The 11,164-nt window shown below is 67.7% G+C and carries 12 protein-coding genes; 5 read left to right on the forward strand and 7 right to left on the reverse strand.

Features of this window, described 5'->3' with window-relative positions; genetic code table 11:
* The first annotated feature begins 2 nt into the window (after positions 1-2).
* The 4 genes from RXV79_RS06135 to RXV79_RS06150 all read left to right on the forward strand — a co-directional run bounded on the left by RXV79_RS06135 (position 3) and on the right by RXV79_RS06150 (position 3,599).
* A complete protein-coding gene (locus RXV79_RS06135; protein WP_316702580.1) occupies positions 3-1,121 on the forward strand; it encodes a branched-chain amino acid ABC transporter permease in 1,119 nt (372 codons plus the stop codon).
* Positions 1,118-1,909: an ABC transporter ATP-binding protein gene (locus tag RXV79_RS06140; RefSeq protein ID WP_316702581.1), complete on the forward strand. Its 792-nt coding sequence runs from the start codon at positions 1,118-1,120 to the stop codon at positions 1,907-1,909. Before RXV79_RS06135 ends, RXV79_RS06140 begins: the two co-directional genes overlap by 4 nt.
* A 2-nt stretch (positions 1,910-1,911) precedes the next feature.
* Positions 1,912-2,622 carry an ABC transporter ATP-binding protein gene (locus RXV79_RS06145; RefSeq protein WP_316702582.1) on the forward strand — a complete coding sequence of 237 codons (711 nt, stop codon included), beginning with the start codon at positions 1,912-1,914 and terminating at the stop codon, positions 2,620-2,622.
* A gap of 125 nt (positions 2,623-2,747) precedes the next feature.
* Positions 2,748-3,599, forward strand: coding sequence for a CsgG/HfaB family protein (locus RXV79_RS06150; protein WP_316702583.1), 852 nt, complete (start codon positions 2,748-2,750; stop codon positions 3,597-3,599).
* 57 nt (positions 3,600-3,656) lie between these two features.
* Here RXV79_RS06150 and RXV79_RS06155 read toward each other — a convergent pair whose 3' ends face one another.
* The gene (locus tag RXV79_RS06155) at positions 3,657-4,637 is read right to left on the reverse strand and encodes a Bug family tripartite tricarboxylate transporter substrate binding protein (RefSeq protein WP_316702584.1); all 981 of its coding nucleotides are present in this window, start codon (positions 4,635-4,637) and stop codon (positions 3,657-3,659) included.
* The gene (locus tag RXV79_RS06160; RefSeq protein ID WP_316702585.1) at positions 4,627-5,664 is read right to left on the reverse strand and encodes a CDP-6-deoxy-delta-3,4-glucoseen reductase; all 1,038 of its coding nucleotides are present in this window, start codon (positions 5,662-5,664) and stop codon (positions 4,627-4,629) included. Before RXV79_RS06160 ends, RXV79_RS06155 begins: the two co-directional genes overlap by 11 nt.
* A 55-nt stretch (positions 5,665-5,719) precedes the next feature.
* Between RXV79_RS06160 and RXV79_RS06165 the strand changes: the two genes are divergently transcribed.
* Positions 5,720-6,610, forward strand: coding sequence for an SDR family oxidoreductase (locus tag RXV79_RS06165; protein ID WP_316702586.1), 891 nt, complete (start codon positions 5,720-5,722; stop codon positions 6,608-6,610).
* Here the strand turns inward: RXV79_RS06165 and RXV79_RS06170 are convergent.
* The 5 genes from RXV79_RS06170 to trbF form a co-directional block, all read right to left on the reverse strand.
* Positions 6,607-7,197: a rhomboid family intramembrane serine protease gene (locus RXV79_RS06170; RefSeq protein ID WP_316702587.1), complete on the reverse strand. Its 591-nt coding sequence runs from the start codon at positions 7,195-7,197 to the stop codon at positions 6,607-6,609. The two genes, RXV79_RS06165 and RXV79_RS06170, sit on opposite strands and share 4 nt — an antisense overlap.
* 702 nt (positions 7,198-7,899) lie before the next feature.
* The gene (locus tag RXV79_RS06175) at positions 7,900-8,127 is read right to left on the reverse strand and encodes a DUF2274 domain-containing protein (RefSeq protein ID WP_304308662.1); all 228 of its coding nucleotides are present in this window, start codon (positions 8,125-8,127) and stop codon (positions 7,900-7,902) included.
* Positions 8,124-9,428 (reverse strand): TraB/TrbI/VirB10 family type IV secretion system protein, encoded by a 1,305-nt coding sequence (locus tag RXV79_RS06180; RefSeq protein WP_304308660.1) that lies wholly within the window; start codon positions 9,426-9,428, stop codon positions 8,124-8,126. The genes RXV79_RS06175 and RXV79_RS06180 overlap by 4 nt, the downstream gene beginning before the upstream one ends.
* The gene (gene trbG / locus RXV79_RS06185) at positions 9,425-10,453 is read right to left on the reverse strand and encodes a P-type conjugative transfer protein TrbG (RefSeq protein WP_316702588.1); all 1,029 of its coding nucleotides are present in this window, start codon (positions 10,451-10,453) and stop codon (positions 9,425-9,427) included. The genes RXV79_RS06180 and trbG overlap by 4 nt, the downstream gene beginning before the upstream one ends.
* Positions 10,450-11,154, reverse strand: coding sequence for a conjugal transfer protein TrbF (trbF, locus tag RXV79_RS06190; protein WP_304304413.1), 705 nt, complete (start codon positions 11,152-11,154; stop codon positions 10,450-10,452). The genes trbG and trbF overlap by 4 nt, the downstream gene beginning before the upstream one ends.
* Between the last annotated feature and the right edge of the window lie 10 nt (positions 11,155-11,164).

Below are 11,164 nucleotides of genomic sequence, written 5' to 3' on the forward strand. Positions count from 1 at the left end.
CGATGAACTTCCGCGACAACAAGCTCGCCACCTTCCTCATCGCCGGTGCACTGCTGCTCATCGCACCGCTGATCGCCCAGCAGTTCGGCAACGCCTGGGTGCGCATCATCGACATCGCGTTGCTCTACGTGCTGCTGGCGCTTGGCCTCAACATCGTGGTCGGCTATGCCGGCCTGCTCGACCTGGGCTATGTGGCGTTCTACGCGGTCGGTGCCTACATGCTGGGGCTGCTCGCCTCGCCGCACCTGTCGCAGACCTTCCCCGGCTTCGCCGCCACCTTCCCCAATGGGCTGCATGCGCCGCTGTGGCTGGTGATCCCGCTGGGTGCGTTGCTGGCGGCGGCATTCGGTGTGGCGCTCGGCGCGCCGACGCTCAAGCTGAGAGGCGACTACCTTGCCATCGTGACCCTCGGCTTCGGCGAGATCATCCGCGTGTTCCTGACCAACCTCGACGCGCCGGTCAACATCACCAACGGCCCCAAGGGCCTGAGCCAGATCGACTCGTTCAAGGTGCTGGGCTACGACTTCGGCAAGACGCACAACCTGTTCGGCCTCGAGATCCCCTCGGTGACCGGCTACTACTACCTCTTCCTCGCGCTGGTGATCGTGAGCGTGGTCATCTGCTACCGGCTCGAGCAGTCGCGCATCGGCCGTGCGTGGATGGCCATCCGAGAAGACGAAGTCGCTGCCAAGGCGATGGGCATCAACACCCGCAACATGAAGCTGCTCGCTTTCGGCATGGGCGCTACCTTCGGCGGTGTGTCGGGCGTGCTCTTTGCGAGCTTCCAGGGCTTCGTGTCGCCCGAGTCGTTCAGCTTGAACGAGTCGGTGATGATTGTCGCGATGGTGGTGCTGGGCGGCATCGGTCACATCCCCGGCGTCATCATCGGGGCGCTGCTGCTCGCGGCGCTGCCCGAGGTGCTGCGCTACGTGGCCAGCCCGCTCCAGCAAATGACCGATGGCCGGCTTGACTCCGCCATCCTGCGCCAGTTGCTGATCGCACTTGCGATGATCGCCATCATGCTGTCGCGCCCGCGTGGCTTGTGGCCGGTGCCGGAGCATGGGCGAATGCGGCCAGGCTCGCCTGACCAGGACCCGGAACCGAAGGGAACCCTGTCATGAGCAGCGCGCCCAACACCACCCCGGTGCTCGAAGTCGCCAACGTCTCCAAGCGCTTCGGCGGCCTGCAGGCCCTGAGCGACGTGGGCATCCGCATCGAAGCTGGCCAGGTCTATGGCCTCATCGGCCCCAATGGCGCCGGCAAGACCACCTTCTTCAACGTCATCACCGGGCTTTACACACCCGACTCCGGCAGCTTCAAGCTGGGTGGCCAGCCCTACAAGCCGACCGCGGTGCACGAAGTGGCCAAGGCCGGCATCGCCCGCACCTTCCAGAACATCCGCCTCTTCGCCGACATGACCGCGCTCGAAAACGTGATGGTCGGCCGCCACGTGCGCACGGCATCAGGCCTGATTGGCGCGGTGTTCCGCACCAGCGGCTTCAAGGCCGAAGAGCACGCCATCGCCAAGCGCGCGCAGGAGCTGCTCGACTACGTGGGCATCGGCAAGTACGCCGAGTTCAAGGCCCGCACGCTCAGCTACGGCGACCAGCGTCGCCTGGAGATCGCGCGGGCGCTCGCCACCGACCCCAAGCTGATCGCCCTCGACGAGCCCGCCGCCGGCATGAACGCCACCGAGAAGGTGGTGCTGCGCGAGCTGATCGACCGCATCCGCAAGGACGGGCGCACCATTCTCCTGATCGAGCACGACGTGAAGCTCGTGATGGGCTTGTGCGACCGCGTCACCGTGCTCGACTACGGCAAGCAGATCGCCGAAGGCTCGCCATTCGACGTCCAACGCAACGAGAAGGTGATCGAGGCCTACCTCGGCGCCGGCCACAAGGCGCACTGACCATGACGACCCTCCTGAAAGTGAATGGCCTAAAGGTGGCCTATGGCGGCATCCAGGCCGTGAAGGGCGCGTCGTTCGAGGTGCGCGAAGGTGAGCTCGTGAGCCTGATCGGCGCCAATGGCGCCGGCAAGACCACCACGCTCAAGGCCATCACCGGCCTGCAGCCGGTGGGCGCGGGCGACATCGAATTCCTCGGCCGCAGCGTCAAGGGCCAGGGCTCGTGGGAGCTCGTGAAACAGGGCCTCGTGATGGTGCCCGAGGGGCGGGGCACCTTCACCCGCATGTCGATCACCGAGAACCTGCTGATGGGCGCCTTCGTGCGCAACGACAAGGAGATAAACGCCGACATCGAGAAGGTGTTCGGCATCTTCCCGCGCCTCAAGGAGCGCCGCAACCAGCTGGCCGGCACCATGTCGGGCGGCGAGCAGCAGATGCTTGCCATGGGCCGCGCGCTGATGGCGCGCCCCAAGGTGCTGCTGCTCGACGAGCCGTCGATGGGCCTGTCGCCCATCATGGTCGACAAGATCTTCGAAGTGGTGGCCGACATCGCCAAGCAGGGTGTGACCATCCTGCTGGTGGAGCAGAACGCGAGCCGTGCGCTGCAACTGGCCAACCGCGGCTACGTGATGGAGTCGGGTGAGGTCACGATGAGTGGCGAGGCGGCGGCCCTGCTGAACGACCCGAAGGTGCGGGCGGCCTACCTGGGCGAGTAAGGGGCGGCGAGGCGACCAAAGTCACCTCTCGCGGGAGGGGTGCACTTCTATACTTTCCCGCAGCCTGCAATCGAACTCAGTTTGCATTCGACTGATACGGGCATGTCTCCGTGGAAAGGTCTTCGATGAACGCAACCCCGCTCACCCGTTTCACCCAACTCGCGCTCGCAGCCGCCGCTGTGGCGGTGCTCAGTGGCTGCGGCTCCACCATGCCGTCGATGGGCGGCAACAAGGGCGTGGTCTCCGGCTCCGCCGGTGGCGCCAGCTCCGAGGGCAGCAACAGCCAGCTCGAGAAGTGCCCCGAGACGCTTGGCACCATTGCCATCGACGAAGACGCTCAGGCGCCCTGGTACTACGAGCTGCGCCGCAACAGCCTCGGCTCGACGGTGCCGGTGCTGCGCCTGATGATCCAGCAGAGCAACTGCTTCGTGATCGTCGAGCGGGGCCGCTCGATGAACAACATGATGCGCGAGCGCCAGCTCGAGTCCTCCGGCGAAATGCGGCAGGGCAGCAACTTCCAGAAGGGCCAGATGGTCGCGGCCGACTACACCATGCAGCCGTCGATCCAGTTCTCGGGCCGCACTGGCGGTGCTGCGGCCGGCCTGCTCACCGGCCGCCTGGGCGCGCTGGGCGCCGTGGCGGGGAACGTGAAGCGCAACGAAGCCTCGACCACGCTGCTGCTCATCGACAACCGCTCCAGCGTGCAGATCGCGGCTGCCGAAGGCACCGCCGGCAATTTCGACTTCGGCCTCTTCGGGGGCGGCTTCCTGGCGGGCCTCGCGGGCGGTGGCGGCGGTTACTCCAACACGCCGCAGGGCAAGGTGATCGTGGCGGCGTTTGCCGACTCGTTCAACCAGATGGTCAAGTCGCTGCGCAACTACAAGGCGCAGACGGTCAAGGGTGGCCTCGGCACCGGCGGCCGCCTGGGGGTCGACGGCGGGAGCACGCCGGCCTCGAAGGAACTCAACAAGAAGTAAGCCCCCGGCTCACTCGATCGAAAGGCCGCGCTCGAAAGAGCCGCGGCCTTTTGCGTTTCAGTCGACCTTGGCGCCCGAGGCCTTGACCACGCGCTCGTACTTCGCGTTCTCGCGCTTCACGAACTCGGCGAACGGCTGCGGCGTGAAGGGCATGGCTTCGGCCATCAGCGTGGCGAAGCGGGCCTGCAACTCGGGCGAGGCCAGCGCCTCGGTGAAGGCCTTGTTCAAGCGCTGCGTCTGATCGGCGGGCAGGCCTGCGGGCCCGAAGAGGCCGAACCAGGTGTTCACGTCGAAGCCCGGCAGCGTCTCGGCGATGGCCGGCAGTTCCGGCGTGGCCTTGGCGCGCTTGGCGGTGGTCACGGCCAGGGCCTTGAGCTTGCCGGCCTTGATGTTGGCCGATGCGCTGGCGAGGTTGTCGAAGGTGAGGTCGACCTCGCCGGTCAGCAGCGCCAGCTGCGCCGGGTTGCCGCCTGCATACGGAATGTGGACCATGAACACACCCGCCTGCGACTTGAACATCTCGCCCGCCAGGTGCCCTGCGCTGCCGTTGCCGCCCGAGCCGTAGTTGAGCTTGCCGGGGTTGGCCTTCGCGTAGGCCACGAGGTCGGCCACGCTTGAGATCTTCAAACGCGCGGCGGTCTGCGGGTTCATCACCAGCACGTTGGGCACCTGCGCCACACCGGTGAGGGGTGTGAAGTCGCGCAGTGCGTCGTAGGGCATGCGGGTGTAGAGCCATGGGTTAATGGCGTGCGTGGCCACGGCGCCCATCACGATCGTGTGGCCGTCGGGCGCCGACTTGGCGACGAGGTCGGCGCCCAGGTTGCCACCGGCGCCGGGCTTGTTCTCGACGATCACGGTGCCGAGGCTGTCTTTCACCTTGTCGGCCAGGGCGCGCGCCACGATGTCGAGCGGGCCGCCGGGCGGGTAGGGCACGACGAGCCGAATCGGCCGCGTGCCCGTCTGCGCAAACACCGGGGTGCATGCCACCGCCGCCAGCGCAGCCCATGTGAAACGACGACGGGAGAACTCATTCACCATGTTTGTCGGCCTCGGACGTGAAGCTGTCTGCAAAGAATTCGTCGAGCGGCAGGTTGCAATGCGCGACGAAATCGCGCTGCGCAGAGTCGACCATGATGGGCGCACCGCAGGCATACACCTGGTGGCCCGAGAGGTCGGGCAGGTCGGCCATCACCGCCTGGTGCACGAAGCCCGTGCGGCCGGTCCATTCGTCTTCGGGTTTCGCGTCGGACAAGACCGGCACGTAGCGCAGGTGGGGCATGGTGCGGGCCGCTTCCACGCACCAGGCGTGCATGTAGAGGTCGGCGAGGCTTCGGCAACCCCAGTACAGGACCGCGGGGCGTGTGATGCCCTTCGCCTGCATGTGCTCGATGATCGCTTTCACCGGCGCGAAGCCGGTGCCACTGGCGAGCAGCACGATCGGCTTGTCGCTGTCTTCGCGCAGGAAGAAGCTGCCGAACGGGCCCTCGAGCCGCAGGATTTCCTTTTCCTTCATCGCACCGAACACGTGGTCGGTGAAGAGGCCGCCCGGCATGTGGCGGATGTGCAGCTCGATGCCCGGCTTGTCGCGCTGTGCGCTCGGTGCATTGGCCATGCTGTAGCTGCGGCGCGCGCCGTCTTTCAGGATGAACTCGATGTACTGGCCGGCGCGGTATTGCAGCGTGTCATTGGCAGGCAGCTGCAGCTGGATCAAAGCGACGTCGGGAGCGGGTCTGGTGATCGTGGTGACGCGGCAGGGCATCTTGCGCACCGGGAACTCGCCGGCGCCCGCGACCGTGCGCGCTTCGAGCACGATGTCGGTCTGCGGTGCGGCGCGGCAGGTGAGGGTGTAGCCGGCCTCCTCTTCGGCCGGCGTGAGCGCCTTCACCTGATGCGTGCCGTGGATCACGCGGCCTTCGAGCAGCTTGCATTTGCACGAACCGCAGGCGCCGTCCTTGCAGCCATAGGGCAGGCCCACGCCCTGGCGGATGGCCGCCAGCAGGATGGGTTCGTCGCGGTCAACCGAGAAGCTCACGCCGCTCGGCTGCACCGTCACTTGGAACGTCATGGGATAACCTCTTCTGACCCGTCAGCGAACGACCCTCGATTTTGCCCGCTCCCCCATGACCCTGCCCCATACCTTCAGACCGCCCACCTTGCTCATCGTGGGTTGTGGCGACGTGGGGCTGCGCGTGCTGCGCCTGCTGGCCGGGCGCTACCGGCTGCTGGTGCTCACCTCGAATGCCGCGCGCGTGCCTGCGCTTCGGGCGGCAGGTGCGCTGCCGCTCGTGGGCAACCTCGACAACCCGCCCAGTCTGCAGCGGCTCGCCGGCCTGGCCGACGCGGTGCTGCACCTCGCGCCCCCTCCGGGCCACGGTGCGGACGACACCCGCACGGCCGCGCTGCTGCAGGCGCTCGCGCGCCAGGGCCGCGTGCGGCGCATCGTCTACGCCAGCACGACCGGTGTGTATGGCGATGCCCAGGGCGCACGTTTCGACGAGGTGCGTGCGGTGGCCCCTGCGACCGACCGCGCACGGCGGCGTGTCGATGCCGAGGCGCGTGTGCGCTGGTACGGCCGGGCCTTCGGGGCGCGTGTGTCGGTGCTGCGCATTCCTGGCATCTATGCGGGCGACCGCGAAGGTGGCCACCCGCGCGAGCGCCTGGCGCGTGGCACGCCGGTCCTGGTGGAGGCCGACGATGTCTACACCAACCACATCCACGCCGACGACCTGGCGCGGGCCTGCGTGGCCGCACTGCACCGCGGCCTGCCGCAGCGCGTGGTGCATGCGAGCGACGACACCGAGTTGAAGATGGGCGACTACTTCGACCTGGCGGCCGACCTGTGTGGCCTGCCGCGGCCACCGCGCATCACGAGGGCCGAAGCGGCCGAGCGGATGTCGGCGGTGCAGCTGTCGTTCTGGAGTGAATCGCGCCGGCTCGACAACCGGCGCCTCAAGCGCGAGCTGCGCCTGACGCTGCGCTATCCGACGGTGCGCGAAGGTCTGCTGGCTTAGCGCCGCGGCTTGCCGAAGGGAGGCAGCCCGCGCCAGTAGCGGATCGTGAGCCAGCCGCCCAACATGCCGCCGATGTGTGCGAGTGAGCCGAGGTCACCCGTCCAGCTCATCAACAGCGCGATCACGCCAAAGACGATGACGAAGACCTTCATCTTCATCGGGATCGGCGGGAAGAGCGGCATCACCGTGCGGTCGGGGAAGTACATCGCTGCGGCCACCAGCAGTGCATACAGGCCACCCGAGGCACCCACCAGGCGGCTCATGCCGGCGCCGGGCAGGGCGGTGGCGATGAGGAACAAAAGGCCACCGAAGATCGCCCCGATTGCGAGAAAGGCCATGTAGCGCTTGCGGCCCCACAGCATCTCGAGCTCCGAGCCGAACATCCACAGGCCGAGCATGTTGAAGAAAAGGTGCAGCACGCTGCCGTGCAGCAGGCCGTAGCTCAACACCTGCCACGGCAGGAAGAAGCCGCTGCCGAGCGGGAACAGTGCGAACCAGCGGTCGATGAACGGCGTGAACACCTGCAGGCAATAGATCGCCGTACAGGCCAGCATGAGGAACTGGGTGATCGGTGGAATCGGGGGCATGCGCGGTGCAGAAGGCGGAAAGCCGCAAGCGTACCCGGTTTGCCCGCCGCGGCCGAAATGCCCTGTGGCAAAATCGCGCGCTCTGCTGCACCGGCCTCGGTGGCGAAATTGGTAGACGCGCGGGACTCAAAAATAGGGACTTCTACGTAGATCTCGCTTGGGGCGATCGCCCGGCAAGCCGCATGGGACAAGGGTTTGAGGGTTCGACAGGCACTTGAGCGAGATGCCTGAATTTCGAGCTAGGAGCCAGCTGGGAGCCAGGACGATGCGACCTGGCGCCAAGCGCGGAGTAGCAGATAGTTGAAGTAGCATCGCATCGCGTCATGCCCGAGTGGTGAAATTGGTAGACGCAGGGGACTCAGACCAAATTTGAGCCCTCCGGAGGAAACCCCGGAGGTGAAGCCCGTCAAACTCGGCGAAGGCCCTGGACGCGAGTCCGAGCTAATACCGAGCCAAGCCCTGGCGCCGAAAGGCGCCTCGGAAGGTGTAGAGAGCAGACGGCGGGCGCCTAAGGCCGAAAGGCTATGGTGAAGGCGTGCTCCAGCCCACGAACGCCGTTTCATCGGAGACGGCGGCGGCGAAAGCCGAAGTGGGAAGAAAATCCCCCGCCGCAAGGCGTGCCGGTTCGATTCCGGCCTCGGGCACCAATTCGAAGACCGCCCCTGTTAACGCAGGGGCGATTTTTTTGGAGCAAGAGATTTCTTACTGTCGTTTCTGCGGCTGCGATCGAAATCCTCGATCCCTCGCCATGAACGCCTCCAGCATGTGCGGCGCCAGCGCCGCCGCATCCACCCGCTCGCCATACGTCTGCGCATGCACCGCCGCATAGCGATCCAGCGTCGCCTTCAGCTCCGCCGACAAGGTGATGGTCAGCTTGACGCTCTCGGTCTTCGGCAGCGGCCCCAGCCGCAGCTTCCTCGCCGTGCTCATTGCGCCCCCCCCCTGTTGAAGAACATCGGCTGATACGGCCGCAGCACCAGGTCCCGGCTCACGATCACCCGCACCGGCAGCCCCGGTCGCGCCGTCAGCGTCGGCTGGATGTTCATGTTCTTGCGGGTCACCTCCTGCCCCACCTGGTTCACGCTGTCTTGCAGCCCGTCGCGCCCGGCGATCACGATGCGGTTGCCATCGGTGCGGTTCGCCGGCGCTGCCAGCTCGGCGCCGATGCCCAGCAGTGTCGTGAGCGCTGCACCCGCCAGGACCCGATCCCAGTGCCAGTCCACGCCGTCCTCCAGCCCGGCGTTGCCCGCGGGATCGGTGCCCACGAGGTTGTCCAGGGCGAGCGAGGAGGTGTCCGGCAGGATGATGCGGTTCCACACCACCTGCACCCGGCGCTGCCCGTAGCTCATCTGGCTGTTGTACTTGCCCAGGATGCGCGAGCTCTGCGGAATCAGCAAGTATCTGCCCGTGGCCGTGTCGTAGACCGGCTCCGTGACGGTCGCGATCACGTCGCCCGGCAGGTCAGACTGGATGCCAGTCACCAGCGCGCCGGCGATCACCGTGCCGGCCATCACCTGGTACGGCGATGCCGGCAGCTTCAGGCTGCCGGAGTTGCGAGTTTCCGTATGTGCGGTTTTGAGGAAACCCTCTTTCTGATCCTGCCGGTTCTGCACCGCCGCCGGATCGCTGCTCGAGCCGCCCGCGCCGGATTGCGCCGCCGTCGATGCCAAGCCCGCCGCCATCGGGTTGAAGGCCGCCAGGCTGGAGCCGCCGGGATCGGAAGGCGCCACAGTCTCCCCTTTCCCCGGCGCCGCCGCGCGCTGCCCGCTCGACCGGAAGAACACCGACGAGGCCATCGCCTGCTCGGCCTCCTTGCGCAGCGCATCGCGTTCCGCCTGCGCCGGGTCATGCCCCGGCGGCGAGTAGCTCGCCACGGCCGGCCCTTGCGACTTCACGATGGCCGGGCCGAGGTCGCCCGGCAGCGGCGGCCCCAGTTCGGGCACCGGAGCCGGCCGCGCCGACGGCAGCTTCGAGTAGTCGGCCGGCAACTGCCCCAGCCCCTCCGATTTGGCCACCCGGTCCACGTTGTACAGCTCGGCAGGCTCGTTGCCCCTGCCGCGGAACCGGGGCTGCAGCGACCAGACCGTGGCGCCGAGCACGGCGGCGGCGAGCAAGCCGGCCAGCAGCGCCAGGGTGCGCCGGTTCAGCCGCGTCACCGGCCGCGGCTGCGCACGCAGCGCCACGGACTCGGGCGAGACCTTGCCGCCCGCCGCGTCCTGCCCTTCGCTCACGACCCGCCTCCACGCGCGATCCCATCGGTGCGCTCGATGCGCACCACTTCGCCGCTCTTCTGGTCCTTGCCGCCGCCCAGGCGCAGCTCGGCCGCGCCGAACAGCCGATCCACGATGTAGTACGGCGAGCGGAAACGGTAGTTCACCAATTGCCCGTCGCCCCGCGCGCCGATCACGAAGAGCGGCGGCAGCTCGCCCTGCGCGATGCCGGCCGGGAACTGGATGTAGACCTTCTCGCCGTCGTCGAAGGCGCGCAACGGCTTCCAGGGCGGGCTGCTCCCGCTGATGGCATAGCGGAAGCGCAGCTTCTCCAGCGCCAGGCCCGCGTCCACCGGCGCGGCGGCCTGCGCCTGGCCGGCCTGCCGCTGCAGCGCCAGCATGCGGTCCTTCGGATACTCCCAGGACACCGAGGCCATCCAGGCCTTCTCCGTCGAGGTCAGCTCGACCAGGTAGGTGCGCCGGCTGGTCGTGATGACCAGGTTGGTCTTCAGGCCCGTGCGCGTGGGCTTGATCATCACGTTGACCCGGCGCGCGTCACCGTCACCGCTGGACGTGTCGCCCACGATCCAGCGCACCGTGTCGCCCGCGGCCACCGTCACCAGTTCCTCGCCGGGCTGCAGCGAGATCACCGTCACGCGCCCCACGGCCGCGTAGACCTGGTACAGCGCCCCCTCGCTGAAGGGCCAGACCTGGATCGCGTTGACGTAGCCCTCGCGCGTGGGCGCGACGCGCGCCTCCGCGTTGGCCTTCGAGACCCTGACCTTCTCGTCAGGCGATTCCGGCGGGGACCTGGCAGCGTCCGTGTTCCCGTCTGGCAGCGGCTTCATCTGCCCCGGCATCGGCAGCACCTTCGGCACCTCCACCACTTCCACCGGCTTCGGCGGCTCGAGCAGTGGCTGTGCTGCAGCAGGAGCAGGTTCGTCGAGGGAGACGGCCGGCGGCGACTTGCCCCGCGAGGCACAGCCGGCCATGAAGGCCACGGCCAGCAGCGCCGTGGATACGGAAACACGGATGCGTGCATTCATGGCTTGGCTCCTGAGGAGGCATCGAGTTCACGGGTCCACGACAGAGCGTTGACGTAGATGCCCAGGGGGTTCTTGCGCAGCCGCTCCTCGGTGCGCGGCGGCTGCAGCACGATCGACAGCACGGCCGTCCAGTGCTCCAGCCCGGCGGCCTCGCCGTTGACGTAGCGCCGCTCGGTCCAGCGCACCTGGAAGGACGACTCGCTGGCGCGCACGATGCTGTTGACCTGCACCGTGACCGTTTCCTGCCCGATGCGCGAGAACGGGTCGTTGGCGCGGGCGTGGTCGTTCAGCGCGGCCGCGCCCCGGTCGGTGGTGTAGTCGTAGGCGTCGAGCCAGTTCTGGCGCACGACGACCGGGTCGATGGAGAGGGACCGCACCAGCGTGACGAAGCGCGCGAGGTGGTGCGCGATCTGCGCATCGCCGGGTTGATAGGGCGTCGCGGCCTCGCCCACCGCCCGCACCTGCCCGGCCTGGTCCACCTCGACCACATAGGGCGTCACGATGGACTGCGCCGAGCGCCAGACGAGGCCGCCAGCCATCAGCAACGCGAGCGTGAGGCAACCGAAGGCCATCAGCCGCCAGTTGCGGGCCTGCACGCGGGCCGAGCCGATGCGCTCGTCCCAGGCCTGCCCGCCGGCCTGGTAGGGTGTGACCGGCGCGGGGGTGTCCGAGTACCGCACCAGGGGTCGCTTGAATCGCATGAGTGAGGTC

The organism is Piscinibacter gummiphilus (genome assembly GCF_032681285.1).
In the GTDB taxonomy this organism is placed as follows: domain Bacteria; phylum Pseudomonadota; class Gammaproteobacteria; order Burkholderiales; family Burkholderiaceae_C; genus Rhizobacter; species Rhizobacter gummiphilus_A.

Bases quoted from the DNA above. Each gene is read 5' to 3' on its own strand.
- RXV79_RS06135 (WP_316702580.1), top strand. From the start codon at position 3: ATGAACTTCCGCGACAACAAGCTCGCCACCTTCCTCATCGCCGGTGCA.
- RXV79_RS06140 (WP_316702581.1), top strand. From the start codon at position 1,118: ATGAGCAGCGCGCCCAACACCACCCCGGTGCTCGAAGTCGCCAACGTC.
- RXV79_RS06145 (WP_316702582.1), top strand. From the start codon at position 1,912: ATGACGACCCTCCTGAAAGTGAATGGCCTAAAGGTGGCCTATGGCGGC.
- RXV79_RS06150 (WP_316702583.1), top strand. From the start codon at position 2,748: ATGAACGCAACCCCGCTCACCCGTTTCACCCAACTCGCGCTCGCAGCC.
- RXV79_RS06155 (WP_316702584.1), bottom strand. From the start codon at position 4,637: ATGGTGAATGAGTTCTCCCGTCGTCGTTTCACATGGGCTGCGCTGGCG.
- RXV79_RS06160 (WP_316702585.1), bottom strand. From the start codon at position 5,664: ATGACGTTCCAAGTGACGGTGCAGCCGAGCGGCGTGAGCTTCTCGGTT.
- RXV79_RS06165 (WP_316702586.1), top strand. From the start codon at position 5,720: ATGACCCTGCCCCATACCTTCAGACCGCCCACCTTGCTCATCGTGGGT.
- RXV79_RS06170 (WP_316702587.1), bottom strand. From the start codon at position 7,197: ATGCCCCCGATTCCACCGATCACCCAGTTCCTCATGCTGGCCTGTACG.
- RXV79_RS06175 (WP_304308662.1), bottom strand. From the start codon at position 8,127: ATGAGCACGGCGAGGAAGCTGCGGCTGGGGCCGCTGCCGAAGACCGAG.
- trbG (WP_316702588.1), bottom strand. From the start codon at position 10,453: ATGAATGCACGCATCCGTGTTTCCGTATCCACGGCGCTGCTGGCCGTG.
- trbF (WP_304304413.1), bottom strand. From the start codon at position 11,154: ATGCGATTCAAGCGACCCCTGGTGCGGTACTCGGACACCCCCGCGCCG.